The 16,628-nt window shown below is 59.7% G+C and carries 15 protein-coding genes and 1 pseudogene; 9 read left to right on the top strand and 7 right to left on the bottom strand.

All coding sequences use genetic code 11. The features are described from left to right. Nucleotides 1-102: 102 nt before the first annotated feature. From IPK17_RS25570 to IPK17_RS25555, 4 genes are read right to left on the bottom strand one after another with little or no spacing between them, the layout of a single operon-like run. Nucleotides 103-1,311, bottom strand: a complete 1,209-nt coding sequence (locus IPK17_RS25570; RefSeq protein ID WP_343420522.1) for an acyl-CoA dehydrogenase family protein — start codon at nucleotides 1,309-1,311, stop codon at nucleotides 103-105. 18 nt (nucleotides 1,312-1,329) lie between these two features. Then, nucleotides 1,330-2,022, bottom strand: a complete 693-nt coding sequence (locus IPK17_RS25565; protein ID WP_343420521.1) for a B3/B4 domain-containing protein — start codon at nucleotides 2,020-2,022, stop codon at nucleotides 1,330-1,332. Further along, nucleotides 2,019-2,228, bottom strand: a complete 210-nt coding sequence (locus IPK17_RS25560; protein WP_343420520.1) for a hypothetical protein — start codon at nucleotides 2,226-2,228, stop codon at nucleotides 2,019-2,021. The genes IPK17_RS25565 and IPK17_RS25560 overlap by 4 nt, the downstream gene beginning before the upstream one ends. Nucleotides 2,229-2,231: 3 nt before the next feature. Further along, nucleotides 2,232-3,845: an acyl-CoA carboxylase subunit beta gene (locus tag IPK17_RS25555; protein ID WP_343420519.1), complete on the bottom strand. Its 1,614-nt coding sequence runs from the start codon at nucleotides 3,843-3,845 to the stop codon at nucleotides 2,232-2,234. Between the two features lie 177 nt (nucleotides 3,846-4,022). Here IPK17_RS25555 and IPK17_RS25550 point away from each other — a divergent pair, with 177 nt between their 5' ends. From IPK17_RS25550 to IPK17_RS25540, 3 genes and pseudogenes are all read left to right on the top strand, one after another. After that, nucleotides 4,023-4,349 carry a hypothetical protein gene (locus IPK17_RS25550; protein WP_343420518.1) on the top strand — a complete coding sequence of 109 codons (327 nt, stop codon included), beginning with the start codon at nucleotides 4,023-4,025 and terminating at the stop codon, nucleotides 4,347-4,349. Beyond that, nucleotides 4,336-4,746 (top strand): annotated as a pseudogene (locus tag IPK17_RS25545) (amino acid permease); the annotation flags it as partial. The gene IPK17_RS25550 and the pseudogene IPK17_RS25545, both read left to right, overlap by 14 nt. A gap of 76 nt (nucleotides 4,747-4,822) precedes the next feature. Next, entirely contained in the window at nucleotides 4,823-6,010 is a 1,188-nt protein-coding gene (locus IPK17_RS25540) for an APC family permease (RefSeq protein ID WP_343420517.1), read from the top strand. A 35-nt stretch (nucleotides 6,011-6,045) separates the two neighbouring features. Here the strand turns inward: IPK17_RS25540 and IPK17_RS25535 are convergent, their stop codons facing one another. Continuing rightward, entirely contained in the window at nucleotides 6,046-8,037 is a 1,992-nt protein-coding gene (locus tag IPK17_RS25535; RefSeq protein WP_343420516.1) for an ATP-binding protein, read from the bottom strand. 111 nt (nucleotides 8,038-8,148) lie between these two features. Here IPK17_RS25535 and IPK17_RS25530 point away from each other — a divergent pair, with 111 nt between their 5' ends. Genes IPK17_RS25530 through IPK17_RS25515 form a run of 4 tightly spaced genes read left to right on the top strand, consistent with a single transcriptional unit; the run spans nucleotide 8,149 to nucleotide 12,198 of the window. After that, the gene (locus IPK17_RS25530) at nucleotides 8,149-8,895 is read left to right on the top strand and encodes a helix-turn-helix domain-containing protein (RefSeq protein ID WP_343420515.1); all 747 of its coding nucleotides are present in this window, start codon (nucleotides 8,149-8,151) and stop codon (nucleotides 8,893-8,895) included. A gap of 8 nt (nucleotides 8,896-8,903) precedes the next feature. Next, complete coding sequence (locus IPK17_RS25525; RefSeq protein ID WP_343420514.1) at nucleotides 8,904-9,446, top strand: tetratricopeptide repeat protein; 543 nt, start codon at nucleotides 8,904-8,906, stop codon at nucleotides 9,444-9,446. 3 nt (nucleotides 9,447-9,449) lie between these two features. Further along, entirely contained in the window at nucleotides 9,450-11,792 is a 2,343-nt protein-coding gene (locus tag IPK17_RS25520) for a hypothetical protein (RefSeq protein WP_343420513.1), read from the top strand. A 1-nt stretch (nucleotide 11,793) separates the two neighbouring features. Beyond that, nucleotides 11,794-12,198 (top strand): CoA-binding protein, encoded by a 405-nt coding sequence (locus IPK17_RS25515; RefSeq protein ID WP_343420512.1) that lies wholly within the window; start codon nucleotides 11,794-11,796, stop codon nucleotides 12,196-12,198. A 51-nt stretch (nucleotides 12,199-12,249) separates the two neighbouring features. Here IPK17_RS25515 and IPK17_RS25510 read toward each other — a convergent pair whose 3' ends face one another. Both IPK17_RS25510 and IPK17_RS25505 read right to left on the bottom strand, forming a co-directional pair. Beyond that, nucleotides 12,250-13,677, bottom strand: coding sequence for an ArnT family glycosyltransferase (locus IPK17_RS25510; RefSeq protein WP_343420511.1), 1,428 nt, complete (start codon nucleotides 13,675-13,677; stop codon nucleotides 12,250-12,252). 1 nt (nucleotide 13,678) lies between these two features. Beyond that, entirely contained in the window at nucleotides 13,679-14,647 is a 969-nt protein-coding gene (locus IPK17_RS25505; RefSeq protein WP_343420510.1) for a 2-hydroxyacid dehydrogenase, read from the bottom strand. Nucleotides 14,648-14,761: 114 nt separating this feature from the next. Between IPK17_RS25505 and IPK17_RS25500 the strand changes: the two genes are divergently transcribed. Then, on the top strand, nucleotides 14,762-16,090 hold the full coding sequence (locus tag IPK17_RS25500; RefSeq protein ID WP_343420509.1) for a glycosyltransferase family 39 protein: 1,329 nt from the start codon (nucleotides 14,762-14,764) through the stop codon (nucleotides 16,088-16,090). Nucleotides 16,091-16,102: 12 nt separating this feature from the next. Further along, nucleotides 16,103-16,564, top strand: a complete 462-nt coding sequence (locus IPK17_RS25495) for a hypothetical protein (RefSeq protein ID WP_343420508.1) — start codon at nucleotides 16,103-16,105, stop codon at nucleotides 16,562-16,564. The last annotated feature ends 64 nt before the right edge of the window (nucleotides 16,565-16,628 follow it).

The raw sequence follows: 16,628 nt of genomic DNA, 5'->3' as shown, positions 1-16,628 counted from the left end.
AAATCCCTGAGCAGATCCGATTCGAAAAACCATAAACGACCTTTTGAACCACAGAGAACACAGAGAATTTGATCAATCTCCCTCTGCGTTCTCCGGGGTTGATTATTCTTTTCTGCGCGGTGGGAGCATATCTTCGAGCTTGGCGATGATGCCGAGCATCACTTCATCTGCGCCGCCGCCAATCGAGAGCAGACGCGCGTCGCGGAAGTAGCGGGAAATGGGCGTTTCTTCCATATAGCCCATGCCGCCGTGGAACTGCAAGCAGGTATCGCCGACCTCGCGCGCCAGTCGACCCGCTTTGAGCTTGCACATCGACGCCAGCTTGACGACTTCGAGCGAGGTCTCGTCCTGTGCCATGAGGCTGGCGGTGTAGTAGTTGAGCTGGCGCAGTGCTTCGATTTCGGTCAGCAGTTCGCACAGCTTAAAGTGAATCCACTGGTTGTGAATGAGCGGCATGCCAAAGGCTTGACGTTCCCGCAGGTAGTCGATGGTGCGGCGCAGCGCCCGTTCCATGCCCGCGGTCGCGCTCACCGCGCCGACCAGACGTTCGCGCTGGAACTGTTCCATCTGCATATAGAAGCCCATGCCTTCTACACCGATGCAGTTGGTCTTGGGCACGCGCATGTCCTCAAACGTGAGCACGGCGGTATCGCTGGAATGGTTGCCGAGCTTGTGCAGCTTCTTGCTGACGATGAAACCGGGTGTGTCGGTCGGTACCATGATGAGCGACATGCCCCTGTAGCCCGTGCCCGGCGTCGTGCGGGCGAGCAGGCACACCCAGTCGGCTTGCGTGCCGTTGGTGATGTACATTTTGCTGCCGTTGATGATGTACGCGTCGCCGCCATCGTCCGCGCGCGTGATGATGCCCGCCACATCGGACCCCGCGCCCGGTTCGGTCACGGCGATTGCGCCCACCATGTCGCCTTTGAGCGCGGGCACGAGATAACGCTGCTTGAGTTCAGGGGAACCGTATTTCGCCAGCGCGGGTGTACACATATCCGTGTGCACGCTGATGCCCATCGGAATGCCCGCCGAGTCGCAGCGGCCAAGCTCTTCCATGAGCACGACCGTGAACCAGATGTCGGCGTTGGCGCCGCCGTACTCTTCGGGGTAGCTCAGTCCGAGAAAGCCGAGGTCGCCCATCTTTTTGAGCACTTGGTGCGCGGGAAATCCGCCCGCCGCTTCCCACTCGTCGGCATGCGGGTTCAGTTCGTTCTCGACAAATGCCCGCACGGCTTTGCGGAACATGTGATGTTCTTCGGTGAAGGGCTGGTAAGGATTGATTTGCGTCGGCTGGGATTCAAGCACCATCGCGAACCTCCAAATAAGCTATTTATAGAGTTGGTTGGTGATTTCTCCGCCCGCGTACTGCGCCAAGAGTGCTGTCAGATCGCGGATGGCGGCGGTGACATCCGACTCGGCGTCGGCGTGCTGTCCTTCAATCGTGATGATGACGTCCGTTGTAGCTTCACGAGCGGCGCTCTCGTCGCTTTGACGCCAGCACCAGCGCCGCGCAAAGACGGTGCCGGTATCGTCAGCGAAGATGACTTCACCGGATTCGGGCGCGACGGTTTCGGCTTGTCCTAGATTGGTGAAGCGTTCCGTGCCGTCGGCGAAGCGCACGGTGATTGTGCCGGAGGCGCGAGCGACATCCAGCACGGCGACGGGCAAGCCGTAGCGAATGCTGATCAGGTTGCCCATATCCACCAGCGCGTTGATGCTGGGAATGTCGCCCTGTTTGGTCAGGCGGCGGAGCAGGGCTTCACAGGCGCTGCGCGTCTGCGTGGGGTCGACGCCGAAGCTGCGAAACACGGAGCGCCACGCGGCCAGTGACTTGATTTCGCTGAGTGGTGTATCGCCGATGCGCCCTTTGACCGCCGCTTGTTCGGCCTGATACAGTGCCAACAGATCGGGCGGCGTCGCGCCGTTGCGCAGACCCGACGCGAAGATCACCCCGCCGACCAACTGCGGATAACGGGCGTGGATCTCCGGACTGTAGGCGAAACCGATGCCATGGCTCATCGTGGACGCCGCATTCCGCTTTCGGAGACCAGACCGACGACCACCAGCAGAATCAGCCCGCCGCAGCACACCAGCGCGACCGTCCGCCCGGCTTCCGAGGTGAAGAAGGCGATCAAGCCGCCGATGATCATCACCGCGAGGATGATCCAGAACACGCTCTTTGACGAGCGCGAAGAGCCTTTATATCGATCAACGTAGCGTCCCATGTTTCACATCCTGAAGTTTCCATAGCGCGGCGGGGAATCGTTCACCCAGTCGCGGTTATAACACATCGACAAGCCGACTGAGAGCGCCATGCGGGTCGCGCGGGGATCGATGAGGCCGTCGTCCCACAGCCGCGCAGTCGCATAATAGGGGTCGGATTCTTCCTCAAACTTCTGCCGCGTCAGCGCTTTCATGACTTCAATCGTATCACGATCTGGCTCCTGCCCGCGCTTGCGCGCCGCTTCTTCCTGAATGATGCCGAGCACGCCCGCTGCCTGTTCTGCTCCCATCACGGCGATGCGGCTGGTGGGATACGCGAACAGCAGCCGCGGATCGTAGGCACGCCCGCACATCGCGTAGTTGCCCGCGCCATACGAGCCGCCGATCAGCACGGTGAACTGGGGCACGTTGCTGTTGGCGACCGCGTTGATCATCTTGGAGCCGTGCTTGACGATGCCTTGTTGTTCGGCTTGACTGCCGACCATGAAGCCAGTGATGTTTTGCAGATAAATGAGCGGAATCCGCGCGTGATTGCAGAGTTGAATGAATTGCGCAGCTTTGTTAGCCGACTCGGAGAACAGTACACCGTTGTTGGCGAGGATGCCGACCGCGTAACCGTCAAGGTAGGCGTGACCGCACACCAGCGTTGATCCATAGTCGGGCTTGAACTCCATGAAGCGCGACCCGTCCACCATGCGCGCCAGCACTTCGCGCATGTCGAGCGGTTGGCGGATCGTGTCGCTGGGGATGATGCCGAGCAGTTCGTCCGGGTCATAACACGGCGGTTCCGGCGTCTGTCGATTGGCCGGGGTGAACTTGCGCCAGTTCAGCCGCGCGACGATTTCGCGTCCGAGACGGATGGCATCAGAGTCGTTTTCCGCGATGTAGTCGGCGAGACCGGAGATCTGCGCGTGCATCGCCGCGCCGCCGAGCGTTTCCTCGTCGACGACTTCCCCCGTCGCCATTTTGACGAGCGGCGGCCCGCCGAGGAAAACCAGCGCCTGCTGGCGGACGAGCACGGTGTAGTCGCTCAAGCCGGGGATGTATGCGCCACCCGCGGTGCTGTTGCCGAACACCAGCGCGACCTGCGGGATGCCCTGCGCGCTCATGCGCGCCTGATTGGCAAAGCCGCGCCCACCCATGACGAACAGATCGGCTTGGTGGGGCAGGTTCGCGCCGCCAGATTCCACGAGATAGATGAACGGGAGGCGGTTCTCCTCAGCGATTTGCTGCGCGCGCAGCGACTTCTGCACGGTGATCGGGTAGCTGGTGCCGCCTTTGATGGTCGCCTCATTCGCGCCGATCATACATTCGACGCCGTTCACGATCCCAATGCCGTTGACCGCGCCTGCGCCCGGCGTTTCATCGTTGTACATGCCCCACGCGGCCAGTGGACTCAATTCAAGGAAAGGTGTACCCGGGTCGAGCAGCAGTTCGACGCGCTCGCGGGGGAGGAGTTTGCCCGCTTGCAGGTGTTTCCGGACGGCCCGTTCGCTGCCGCCCGCCCGCACCTGAGCCTGCCGTTCCTCAAGTTGAGCCACTAGAGCGCGGTTATGCGTGTCATTCCGCCGATATTCTTCACTGTTTGTGCTGATCTGTGAATTAAGTACGGAAGTCATTATGCGTTTGCCACAAAAATAGAGAAAAATGTTACGTTTAGGATACTGTCCCCTGCAAAACTCGTCAACTTTAGCTAAGAGGCACATCAAGAAAAGATCAAGATTGCCGCCGATAGAGTCAATATCCCGTATAATCTCCTTCTAGTCTTCTCGATAGCTGAACAGGGAATCAAGTCAATGCAAAGCATACGACGCCTGCTTTTTGGCAAGCCACTGCAAACCGCAGATTTGCCGCATCAGGCGATTAGCAAGCCCGTCGGTCTCGCCGTGTTTGCTTCAGATGCGCTCTCGTCAACCGCTTATGCGACCGAGGAAATCCTTCTCATCCTCGCGCTGGCGACGGGCGGTGGCGCGGCGGCCTGGGTGGCCAGTGGGAATATTCTTGGCATTTCTATCCCGATTGCGATTGCCATCGCGATCTTGCTCACCATTGTGACGATCTCCTACCGCCAGACGATTTTTCGCTTATCCGAATGGCGGCGGCGCGTATATCGTCGCCCGTGATAATCTCGGCGAAACGCCCGCGCAGATCGCCGGTGCGGCGCTCCTCACCGACTATATTCTGACGGTCGCCGTGAGTATCTCCTCCGGTGTCGCGCAGATCACCTCGGCCTTCACCTTCCTGCTGCCTTATCGCGTCGAAATCGCCGTGGTCGTCATTCTGTTCATGATGGTGGTGAATTTGCGCGGGGTGAAGGAGAGCGGGCGCGTGTTTGCCGTCCCGACGTACTTCTTCATCGGCATGATGTTCATAACGATCATCGTCGGCCTGATCAAGGTGGCGACTGGCACCATCGATCAGGTGACTGGCGTTGAAGCCATTCATCACGACGTGGTCGAACCGCTCACGCTGTTTTTGGTGCTGCGCGCGTTCTCCAGTGGTTGCACGGCGCTCACCGGGATTGAAGCCATCTCTAACGGCATTCAGGCCTTCAAGGAGCCGCGGAGCAAGAACGCGGCCATCACCTTTGGTGTGGATGAGCTCGATCCTCATCCTGATGTTCCTCGGCGTGACGTTCATCGCCAATCAGGTGCATGCGGTGCCGAGCGAAGTCGAAACGGTCATCTCGCAGATGGGCCATGCGATCTACGGCGAGAACAGTATCTTCCACCTGCTGCTGCTGGCGGGGACTGCGCTCATCCTGTTGATGGCGGCGAACACCAGCTACGCGGACTTTCCGCGCTTAGCCGCGCTGCAGGCGGGTGATGGCTTTTTGCCCCGTCAGCTGACCTTCCGCGGTGGCCGTCTGGTGTTCTCTTGGGGGATCGTCGCGCTCTCGTTCTTCGCCATCATCCTCGTGATCATCGCCGATGCGCGAACGACGGCGCTGATTCCGTTGTATGCGGTCGGCGTGTTCTTGAGTTTCACGCTGTCGCAAGCGGGTATGGTGATCCACCTGCGCCGCGTCGGCAAACTCAAGCCGGGTGAAGTGGTGCAGGGCCTGGAAGCGCCCATGCACTACGATCCGCGCTGGCGGCTGAAGATGACCATCAGCGCGATTGGTGCGATCTGCACGGGCATCGTCATGTTGGTGTTTGCCATTACCAAGTTCGCAACCGGCGCGTGGTTCGTCGTCATCATCATCCCGACGCTCGTCCTGATCTTCTTCCGCATTCACCGGCACTATAAGGACGTCGCCAAGGCCTTGAGCTGGGAAATCAGCGCGAAACCGGACACGATGAAGCGCAATGTGCAGACCCTCATCCTCGTGGACGATGTGCATGCCGAAACGGTGCGCATGGTCAATGTGGCGAAGGCGCTCAGCGAAGACTGGCACGCGGTCCACATCGGCGTGAAGCCGGAGAAGACGGCGCTCGTGCAAGAGAAGTGGCAGAAGCGCATCGGCGAAGGTCGCCTGCACGTGATTGACTCGCCGTACCGCTTGCTGGCCGAGCCGCTGCGCGAATATATCCTGAGCCTGCAGGCACGCGACCCGGAATGCTATATTCACGTCATCATGGGGCATCTGGTGATGGATACGTACTGGGAACAGGCGCTGCACCAGAACACGGCGGTGATCTTCAACTTAGCGCTGGCCGGTTTGGAGCGGGTGGTGGTCACCACCGTTCCTTATCAAATTCATCATCATACCGATGAAGGGGGCCACGATATGCTGGTCGGGGAAGAGGAAGAGCGCGCGGCCACTTCACGTCCGGCGCAGTAACAGCAGTGAACCAGAGGGGACGACAAGTCCCCTCTTTAATTATCCTCATGGCGCGGCAGGGTCACATAGAAGGTTGATCCTTCGCCGAGAAAGCTTTCCAGCCCGATCTGACCGTGGTGGGCTTCCACCAGTTTCTGCACAATCGTCAGCCCCAACCCTGTTCCCTCGATACTCTCGTTTTCGGGACGCCGCACGCGGTAGAAGCGGTCGAAGATGCGCGCCTGATCTTCCGGGCTGATCCCAACCCCGCTGTCCTTGACTTTGATGCGCACGGCATTTTTGAGCGATTCCGCGGAAATGTGGATTGTGCCTTCCGGCGGCGTGTATTTGATCGCATTGCTGACGAGATTGTTGAAGACCTGAAGCAGGCGATTCGGGTCACCGCTCACATAGGGTAAATCCGGCGCGACATCGACTTCCACGCGCATCGCTTTGGCGTCGGCCAACCGCTTGGTGCCTTCCAGACAGTCGGTGATGAGCGAGGCGATGGGGACAGGTTGCATGTTGATCTCCACACCCGCATCGATCTTGGCGAGATCCAGCAGGTCATCGATCAACTGGCGCATGTTGTGGATCGAGCGTACGATCATGCGCACATAGCCTTCACCGCGCGTGTCCAGCTTCTGACTCATCTGAATGAGATCGAGATAGCCATTCATCACGCTGAGCGGCTGCTTGAGGTCATGTGACACCGTGGCGACGAGGTCGCGCTTCAACTGGTCGGTTTTGCGCAGCGGTGTGATGTCGTTCATCACGATGATCCAGCCGATGTCCGGGCGCGGCGAGAAATCGACATAATACGTATTACCGTTGGGCAGCACGATTTCGACGAGCGCCTTATTCTTCAGGCTGGTGGTTGCGCGGAGCACTTCGACAAAGTCGTGATCATCGACGACTTCGCTCAGGAAGCGACCTTCATAGTCCGGTTCCGGTGACAACCGGAAAGCGGCGATGGCCGCCTGATTGATGAGGATGATCCGCTCATCTTCGCTGACAACAATGACGCCGTCGGCGACTTCGGCGAGAATGTGTGAGAGCTTTTCACGCTCGCGGACGGTCTCGGTGAAGAGGCGGGCGTTATCAATCGCCACGCCGGCGCGTGCCGCCAGCTTCTCGACAAAATTGATATGGCCTTCGGTGAACGCGTTGATCTGGCGGCTTTCAATCGAAATGACCGCGATCACGCGATCTTCGCGGGTGACTGGGACGGACATGTGCGAGCGAATGGAATTCGAAAGTTCGAGATAATCTTTGTCCGTCATCACATCAGGCACGAGCTCTGCGAAGGCCGACAGCGCCACACGATGCGCGATACCGCCCGATGAGACGGAGCGCAGCATTGCCATGTCTTCCGGAGTCGATTCGTAGCCGAGATCCACCACAAACTTGAGCTCATCATCGTTCTGGTTGTACAGCGACAGTGAACCGGCGTTGGCATTGGTATAGCGCATCGCCCAATCGAGCGTCATGTCGAAGACCTGCGGCAGGTCAATCGTATCGCTCAGCTCGCGGTCGATCTGATTGAAGATACTGAGTTCAAACATGCGCGTATCGAGCGACTTGACCGTCTCGCTGTGCTGTCGGGCATTGCGCAGCAAAATGGCGAGGCCGGGGGCGATGGCATTGAGCAGTGCCTGCGTTTCGGCGGGCACGGGCTGGAGCGAACCCGGGTTTTCGAGCAGCAGCACGCCAATGAACTTGGACTCGCTGTGCAAGGGCAAGCCGACGAACGCATCGGTCTTCGCCAGTATAAAGTGCTCTCCGGTGGTCGCCGTGTAAAGATTACCGGCTTTCCACGCTGTTACTGCCGGATACTCGGCATACAGCGAGACGCCTTCGCTGCGGCTCAGCGACAGAATACCTTCTTCTTCGTTGACTAGTAAGACCTCGACGCGTTCACAGTTCGTGAGACCACGCGTCTCCTGAACAATGGCCGCGATCAGTCGGGGTAGGTCGAGAATCGTTCCCAGACGAAGAATGACATCATGCGCGATTCGTAAGAAAGCTTCCTGCGGTGGGGCAACCATATTTAGTCTAGACCCATGTATTCGATTCACAGTGTCATTATAACGCGCTTCTGAATTGTCGATTGTTGTAAAAACGTGTAAGATCGCCCTAGACTTCTGGGAGGGGCGACGATGTTGAAAGGTTTTGGCGCTCGCTTCAAAAAAGCGCGTGCAGATAACAATGAACAGCCTGAGCCAAAGCCGATGGACTTTGGTGAATCGTACCGCATTCGGGGCAAGATGATCGGCGTACTGCTGCGCGATGCGCGGGAGAAGGCTGGCCGAGGTTTGGACGACTGCGCGCGCCTGCTGCGAACCACTCCCGATGTGATCGAAGCGTGGGAATTCGGCGATGCGTCCCCATCCTTACCGCAGTTGGAACTGCTCGCCTACTATCTCGATGTTCCGGTGAGCCACTTCTGGGGCATGGATACCTTGCAGGCGGATGCGGATGAAAAGACCAGCGCGCAGGAAGAATATATCGCGCTGCGCACCCGCATGATCGGCGCGCTGCTGCGCTTGGCGCGTGAAGAACGCGGGATGACGCTGGAACAGATGGCCGACGAGAGCGGCTTGCCCGTGGACCGCATCAACGCCTATGAACTGGGCGAGATGCCGCTGCCCATGCACGAGCTGACCGTGCTCTCGAACTGTGTTCGGAAGAACATCCCCTTCTTTTTGGAAAGTCAAAGTCATTTGGGTGAGTGGTTAGCGCTGCGCGAAGAGTGGCAGCACTTCACCAAGCTCCCTGACGACATTCGCAAGTTCGCCGCGAATCCGATCAACCTTGGGTTCATCGAAATCGCGATCATGTTTAGCACGATGCCTGCCGACAAGCTCCGCAAGGTGGGCGAGAGCGTCCTGAATATTTCGATGTAGAGGATAGAATGAGCAGCGCAAAACAACTTCAAGAACAAGGCGTCAAACTGTTCCAGCAGAAAGAATATGAAGCGGCGCTCAAGCAGTTCCATCAGGCACAGGAAGCCTATACGGCTGAAGGGCAAGCAGATCTTGCCGCTGAAATGGGCGTCAACATTGGTTTAGTGCACCATGCTCTCGGTGCATACCAACCGGCGCTCGATTCGATGCAGGAAAGCCTGCGCATGTTCCAGAATCAGAGTGACGCCAAGCGCGCCGCCATGGTGCTCGGCAATATGGGCAAGGTTTACCGGGTGTTGGGCGATAAGGAACAAGCGTATACCTGCTATCGTCAAGCCGCTGATGTGTTCGAGGAACTCGGCGAGAAGCAGATGTACGCTGACACGCTCATGGCGATGGGCGACCTGCAGGTGCGCGACGGTAAGCTGATGCAGGGCGCGTCCACCTATGAAGTGGGTCTGGAGCAGATTGATAACCTCACCCCGTCACAGCGGGTGCTCAAGGGTTTGATCGGCATTCGCAATCGCCTGACCGGGGGCGGCAGCTCGTAACTCATGCCAGCCTCCCAACGGGGACGAACGCAGACATTGATCCTGCTGTTCGTCCTCATCACCAGTTTGTACATGACCACTTACAGCGCGCACGTCGAAAGCGGCGATGCGCGCCGTCTTTTGGATACGGTCAGCAGTGTCGTCGACTACGGCGACTACCTGCTTGACCTCTCCGCGTGGCAGTTCCCACCCGAAAACTTTGACACGGCGCATCCGCTGCCCCTGCAAAGTGGCAATGTCGAACCGCTGCAGGTGTTGGCGGCGGCCCCCCTGTACGCGCTCGCTAAACTGACCCCGCTCGGGTTGGTGCACACCGTCTATTTGCTCAATGTGATCATCGGCGCGCTGGCCGTGTGCGTGCTCTACAGTTACGCACGGACGCTCGGCTACCGTGAACGCACGTCGATTCTGGCTGCGGTCGTGTTCGCCGCGTGCACCGTGCTGTGGGTCTACAGCAAGACGTTTTTCCGCGAACCGCTCATGCTGCTGCTGCTGCTCACCAGCGCTTACCTCATCGAACGATTGCGCCTCCGCAGCTATCGCTCGCTGCCGCTGGCCGCGGCGCTCTTCCTCGCGCTCATTGGCCTCGTTCTGACCAAAGCCTCGGCGGTGCTCGCGGTGCCCGCACTCCTGATTCTGGCGCTGCCGCCGCTCCACGGTGTGCCCTGGCGGCGGTTGTTGATCGCTGGCGGTGTCATTCTGGCGCTGCTCACGGTGATCTTCACAGCGCTGACGTTGTTCGGAGAAGTCCTCGGCGCGGGCAGTCGCTTCAATCTGCTGCGGATATTGGGCGAAGGGACGCCGCGCTACTTTCTGACCGCCCTGCATACATATCTGGTCAGCCCCGGCGGCAGTGTGTGGGGCACATCGCCCGTCGTGCTGCTCGCGCTGCCGGGAATGATGGTGCTGCTGCGCCGTGGGCAGGTGCGCTACCCCGTGGCAATCAGTGGCCTCCTGCTGAGTTTCGCGCTGGCCTATGCGTGGTTGAACGGCGTGCATTGGTTCGGCGGGCTGTCGTTTCCACCCCGCTTCCTCATTCCAGTGATCCCGTTTCTGCTCATTGGCGCGCTGCCCATTCTCGACCAACTTGCCGAAGGGCGATCTGTGTGGTGGTGGGTCGCCGCGCCGCTCATGCTCTACGGCCTGTGGATTCAGATCACGGGCGCGTCGCTGCGGTTGGATGCTTATGTCGACCTCCTGCCTCCCGAGGCGGATCGGCTGATCGAGTGGGGCGGGGGCCTGAATGTCGTGCAGTATCTGCGCCCGGTCATGATTCCGCAGTTGTGGGGCGTCTATCCGGCGGACATTGCGTGGACGCAGATTGAACGTCCTATCTATGTGGGGCTGTTCGCGCTCATGGTGATCGGGGCGGGCTTCTTTATCTGGCGCCGGAGTCGCGGTTGGCCGGTGCTGCCCGCGGCCTTCGTCGTCGTGCTGGGAGTCGGGTTAGTCGATCTCTATGGCGCAGATGCCCGCTATCGGGCCTTCGATCAATCGCTGGTCGCGGCCTTGCCCCTGTTGGAGACGGAAACTGATCCCGGCGACGTGATCCTTCTGAGCAGCCCGCGCTACGAGACGTTTTTCGCGAATGCCGGGAAATTGTGGAACGCCGGACGGGTGATCAGCTTACCCCTGCAACCCGGCGAGCGTCCCAGCGAGGAGCAGCCCGCGCAGATCGTCGCCGATAACCCCGCCGCGCTGCTGACGAGCCAGACGATTCGCCTGCTGCACAACCTTGCGCTGACGCATGACCGTCTGTGGTTGCTCGAAGATGGCAGTCCGGATATCTGGTGGAGCGCGCGTCCGGTGGAGCGCTTTCTGTCCGCCCACTACTATCCTGTGCAATACTGGCGGCTCGGCGATTTCACGTGGCTGGTCGAATACAGCACGGTGAGCGCGCCCGATCAGTATGCCTATCGTGCTCCTGAAGCTACGACGGATCTGGTGTTTGGTTCGACGCTGCATCTGAGCGGATATGAACTGCCTGCGGGCGACATGTATGCGTCGGGGTCGGTACTGCCAATTTCCCTGTACTGGCAAACCGATGTGCCGATCACAGGTAATTACACGGTCGCCTTCTTCGTCAGAGATGTGAATGGAGCGCCGATTGCGCAGTTGGATCTCGCGCCGGGGGGCGGCTTTAGGCCGACCAGTACGTGGATCCCTGACGCCCCGGTGTGGGATAACCGCGCCGTCGAACTGCCTGCCGATTTGCCCGCAGGCGAGTATCAGTTGTGGGTCAAGGTCTACGAGTTTACCGATGCCGCGCATGACCTGCCGGTAACCAGCGGCGAAGCCCTGGACGGCGTGATCGGCGTTCTACCCGTTCGCATTCAAGTGAGGTGATATGGTAACGCAAGCGCAGGAACGACAGCTTCTGGAAACCGCCAAGGTGATCGCCGTGGTCGGCTATTCGAATGACCCAACCCGCACCAGCTACCAGATTGGGAAGTTTCTCAAGCAGGTGGGCTACACAGTCTACCCGGTCAACCCGAGCGTCAGCGAAATTGATGGCGAGAAGGTCTATGCGACGCTGGCCGATGTGCCCAAACCCATCGATATTGTGAATGTGTTTCGTCGCTCAGAGTATCTCTCGGGGGTAGTGGACGAGGCGATTGCCGTCCAGGCCAAGGCGGTGTGGGCACAGCTTGGTGTCTTCGACAATGACGCTGCCGCCAAAGCCGAAGCCGCGGGTCTCACGATGGTCATGGATACCTGCATCAAGGTCAGCTACAACCAGTTGATGCGTTAGTGTCCACCCGGGGTCAGGACGCAGAAACTCGCGTCCTGACCCTTCTGCTCATTACCGCGTTTGCACCAGGGCGAGCTTCGCTTCGTGCGACATGAACGGATCGCGCAGAATGCTGTCTTTATAGTCCACACTGATCGTGAGGATGTAGAGCGCGAAGATCACTGCGCCGAGGGTGGCGACCACGCGCGCCCGCGGCTGCCACCGCACCGGCAGCCGCGCATAGGCCTCGCTCAACCATACCCCGACCAGCGCGCACAGCGGCGGCAGAAACAGCAGCAGAAAGCGCGGGTCATACGAGACGAACAGCCACCATGCCGCGAAGAACGGCAGCGTCCACATCAGAATCAAAAGGTGTTCGGGGGCGTTCAGCCGCCGCCGGATGACTTCAGCGGCGGACAAGGCCACGCTGATCAGGATGAGCCAGCCCGTCAGCGCAAAGTTCTCGGGCCGGGTGACGAACACCAGCAGACTGTCCAGCGTATGCCGCGCCTGATCCGTCCATGCGGTGTTGGGGATGACGAAGCCCGCGCCGATCTGATTGCGCAGGTACCAACCCCCTGCGACTGCCACACAGGCGATGAGACTCAGCAGGGCATGCCGCCAGCGGATGCGCCGCCGCAGTAAACACCAGCCAAGCCATAGCGTCAGCACTGGTGCGGCGATGAGCAGCCCCGCATTTTTCGTCCATGCCGCCAAGCCGATCAATACTCCACCTAGAATCGCATCCCGAGAGCGCGGTTCGTCCCATAAGCGCAGCGCGAAGATAGCCGCCAGCGTGTAGTAGAAGGCCATCGGCAGGTCGACATAACCGGACGATGCCCACCGCGCAAAGGTCGGCGTTAGTGCGAGGATGATTGCGCCGAGCCACCCGGCGCGCGCACCACCGAGGCGCTGGGCGAGCAGATAAGTCGCGGGCAGGCAGCCGAGCGCGAGCAGGGCGGGCACAAAGCGCGCGAGATAGTCGTTCTCCCAACCCGAAGCAACATACGCGAAGGTGTAGACCAGCGGCAGGTGTGGCGCATAGGTGAGATACAGGCTCTCCGCACCGATCAGCGGGATCAGGCTGCGCAGTGCGTACATCTGCTGTGCCTGCGGCTTGTAAATGCCAAGCGTGTCATCACGGTAGAACGGGAAATAGAGCGCATTGAACAGAACTGCCGTGCAGACGAGGGTCAGCAGGAGGAGTGTGAGCCGCGCCTGTGGCGGTACAGCCAGCGACCATGACTTCGGCTGGCGCAGCCACCAGAGTGTGCCCGGCAGCATGAGTGCGAAATACGGCGCAGCGATGTTCAGGACGCTGAAGGGCAAGCCGATCAACGACTCCCCGAACATCAGCAGTGAGAGAATGCCCGGTGCCAGCCCCAGCGCCAGCAGCAGCTTGAGTAAACGCTCTGGTTCGTCACGTAAAATCCACGTCGCCGTGGGGTATGCGGCTGCAAGCAGCAGCCCGAACAGCAGCCAAGCGCTCAGCGTCTGCATGTTAGCCGAGCTTGACCGCGGTGGGCAGCGGCTGCCCCGTGACTCCGGCGATCAGGTTTTCGGCAGCCATCAGCGCCATTTTGTCGCGCGTTTTGACGGTCGCGCTGCCAATGTGCGGTACGATCAGGCAGTTGGGCAGCGTGAGCAGCGGATCGTCCAGCGGAATCGGTTCGGGTTCGGTGACGTCGAGCGCTGCCGCCGCGATCACGTTGTCGCGCAGGGCTTCATAAAGTGCGTGCGGATCGACGGTGCCTCCGCGCGTCGTGTTGATGAGGATAGCCGTCTGCTTCATCTCCGCCAGCGTCTCACGGTTGATCAGATGGCGCGTGTCCGGCGTCAACGGTGTGTGCAGCGAGACGAAATCGGACTCGTGCAGAAGCGTGGGTAGATCGACTCGGGTTGCGCCGTGGGCACGGGCTTCTTCGTCGGTCAGGTGCCGGCTGTAAGCGAGAATGTTCATGTCGAAGCCGCGCGCGCGTTGGGCAACGGCTTTCCCGATGCGCCCGAGGCCGATGATCCCGAGCGTCGCTCCGTTCAGGTCAGCGCCGAGCAGATGCCGGGGCTGCCACGTCGTCCACTGCCCGCCGCGGATATACTGTACGCCTTCGGACAGCCGTCGGGCCGCGGCCAGCAGCAGCGCAAAGGCGAGATCGGCAGTGGCAGCGGTCAGCACGCCGGGCGTATTGCCCACCGGAATTCCGCGCGCGTGCGCCGCGCGCACGTCGATATTATCGTAGCCCACGGCCATCTGGCTGATCACTTTGAGATTGGCGCCTGCCGCTGCAATCAACCCCTCGTCGATACGCTCGGTCAGCGTGCACAGGACGCCATCGACGCCGCGTACGCGTTCTAGAAGCTGGTCATACGGGGCTGGATCCTCGTGCTCCCATAGATCGAGATCGCAGACCTCACGTACGCGGGCGAGCCCGATTTCGGGAATCTGCCGGGTGACGAAGACTTTGGGTTTCATAGTGACTTCCCTTTCGTAGCGACCGGGAGTGTACCACAGAACGGCACTGGCTTGTTACCGGGTTTAGCGTAGAATCATAGGCCTATTTGATTGGCCTCGGACCTTGCCCTGACTATGAAACTGCGTCTGACGTGGCTCTTTACACTTCCAGTGCTGCTGCTGCTCTTCTTCAATCTGCTGCACCTGACCTCACGGATGTATCTCTACTCCGACGAGTACCTCGTCTATTTCCAGACCCGGTTTGATCTGCAGTCTACGATCTTGTATCAGGCGACCCAGGATGTGCATCCGCCGCTCTGGTTCAGCCTGTTCGATATCTGGCGCAGTCTGGTCGGCGACAGCGAGTTTGCGGGACGCATGTTGTCACTGCTGCTCAGTATGCTGACGCTGGCGCTGACCTACCGTCTCGGTCGCGATTGGTTTGGGCGGGTGAGTGTCGGACTGGCCGCCGCAATCTTCCTTGGCCTCAATTCGTATTTTGCGAATTTCGCATTGGAGATCCGCCCCTATGCCGCGACGATGCTGCTCGCCAGCGTGTCGATGTGGCTGTTCTGGCGCTGGCTGCGCAAGCCAACGTGGCGTGCCGCCAGCGCTTACGGTGTGGGTGTAGCGCTCATGTTTTACGTGCACTATTTTCTGGCCTTTGTGGTCGCCGCGCAGGGCATCTACTTCCTGCTGTTTACCCCCAAGTCGCGGCAGATTTGGAAGCAGTTGGTCGGCGCGGCAGGTGTCGGATTGCTGGTTTGGCTGCCGTGGCTGCCGAGTTTTATCAATCAAGTGCTGCTGCTGCGCTCACTGTCCGCGCAGTCGGGGAATGCTTACGGGAGCGGCTTAGGTACCCCGGCCACGACGCAGGCGACCGATCTTGCGACCATCGAGCGCTTAACTGTGTTGAGCACGAACGGTCAGGTAGTGCTCTATGCGGCGCTGCTTATGCTCGGGATCGTGTATTTGTGGCGGCGGCCAGCGTACCGCCTGACATTATTCTGGGCGTTGGGGACGCCCACCGTGGCTTTAGTCGTCAATCTGGTGGCGGCAGTCTACACCCCCCGTTACGTTGCGTACCTCAGTGTAGGCCTGGCGTTGGCCAGTGGCGCGGCAATCCTCGCGCTGCCGCGCATCCGGCGCATTCCCCTGTCCGGGGCGCTGCTGCTTGGTTGCAGCCTGCTCCTGTTGGCTGCTCAACCTGAGCATATATCGAATAATGTCGCATACCGCGATATTTTTCGGTCAATGAGTATCCGTGACGGCGATGCGGTTTACCTAGATCATGCTGGTGAAGGCGATTTGCCGTTTCTACGCTGGCAAATGGATCAGTATCTCAAGTCCAGCTATACCGTGGTAGCCGATCACAATCTGACCGCTGTGCAGGCCCTGCGCCGCATTTGGTATATCACGGGCGATTGGTTTAACTTGAAGTTGAATCGGCTTTCGCCCAACTAAGCGACCCATCCGGTGCAGCAGGTGCTCGGACAATGTGACCGGACGTGGTGTTACTTAGCGCAGTTGATGGAAGCCCCGCCGCTGAGTGAGCCGATAGCGTTTGGTGAGCAAATGCAGTTCTGGGGCGCGGATCTTGATCGACTGACCGATACCACACTGGACCTGCGTTTGTGGTGGCGCGTCGACCAAACCCCAGATCGCGATTACTCGATTGCCGTGCATTTGCTCAATCCTGCCGGGGAGCTGATTGCGCAAAGCGACGGACCCATTCAACATTACGGCACAGAGATTCTTCAGACTTCGTCACTCCAACCGGGGCGAATCTACATAGATCATAGACAATTGTCGCTGCCTACTGATCGATTGGACGGTGGTTATTCGCTGCGCTTAGTTGTATACCAGTGGTGGGATGGTGTTCGGCTAGCTGTCGACGGCGCAGATAGCTATGTGATTAACACCATTACACTCCAATAGACCGGATTGGTACTAAGTCAGCCGGAACGATCGGCTAACATGGGAACGTGTTACCAGCAGAGGA

It is taken from the genome of Candidatus Flexifilum breve, from assembly GCF_016713355.1.
The sequence above is the reverse complement of the archived record's forward strand: the minus strand, read 5'-3'. Positions and strand labels throughout refer to the sequence as shown.

Excerpts from the sequence above, each read along its gene's own strand:
- IPK17_RS25570 (WP_343420522.1), bottom strand. The coding sequence starts at position 1,311 with ATGGTGCTTGAATCCCAGCCGACGCAAATCAATCCTTACCAGCCCTTC.
- IPK17_RS25505 (WP_343420510.1), bottom strand. The coding sequence starts at position 14,647 with ATGAAACCCAAAGTCTTCGTCACCCGGCAGATTCCCGAAATCGGGCTC.
- IPK17_RS25535 (WP_343420516.1), bottom strand. The coding sequence starts at position 8,037 with ATGGTTGCCCCACCGCAGGAAGCTTTCTTACGAATCGCGCATGATGTC.
- IPK17_RS25560 (WP_343420520.1), bottom strand. The coding sequence starts at position 2,228 with ATGGGACGCTACGTTGATCGATATAAAGGCTCTTCGCGCTCGTCAAAG.
- IPK17_RS25530 (WP_343420515.1), top strand. The coding sequence starts at position 8,149 with ATGTTGAAAGGTTTTGGCGCTCGCTTCAAAAAAGCGCGTGCAGATAAC.
- IPK17_RS25515 (WP_343420512.1), top strand. The coding sequence starts at position 11,794 with ATGGTAACGCAAGCGCAGGAACGACAGCTTCTGGAAACCGCCAAGGTG.
- IPK17_RS25510 (WP_343420511.1), bottom strand. The coding sequence starts at position 13,677 with ATGCAGACGCTGAGCGCTTGGCTGCTGTTCGGGCTGCTGCTTGCAGCC.
- IPK17_RS25525 (WP_343420514.1), top strand. The coding sequence starts at position 8,904 with ATGAGCAGCGCAAAACAACTTCAAGAACAAGGCGTCAAACTGTTCCAG.
- IPK17_RS25520 (WP_343420513.1), top strand. The coding sequence starts at position 9,450 with ATGCCAGCCTCCCAACGGGGACGAACGCAGACATTGATCCTGCTGTTC.
- IPK17_RS25500 (WP_343420509.1), top strand. The coding sequence starts at position 14,762 with ATGAAACTGCGTCTGACGTGGCTCTTTACACTTCCAGTGCTGCTGCTG.
- IPK17_RS25550 (WP_343420518.1), top strand. The coding sequence starts at position 4,023 with ATGCAAAGCATACGACGCCTGCTTTTTGGCAAGCCACTGCAAACCGCA.
- IPK17_RS25540 (WP_343420517.1), top strand. The coding sequence starts at position 4,823 with ATGAGCTCGATCCTCATCCTGATGTTCCTCGGCGTGACGTTCATCGCC.
- IPK17_RS25565 (WP_343420521.1), bottom strand. The coding sequence starts at position 2,022 with ATGAGCCATGGCATCGGTTTCGCCTACAGTCCGGAGATCCACGCCCGT.
- IPK17_RS25555 (WP_343420519.1), bottom strand. The coding sequence starts at position 3,845 with ATGACTTCCGTACTTAATTCACAGATCAGCACAAACAGTGAAGAATAT.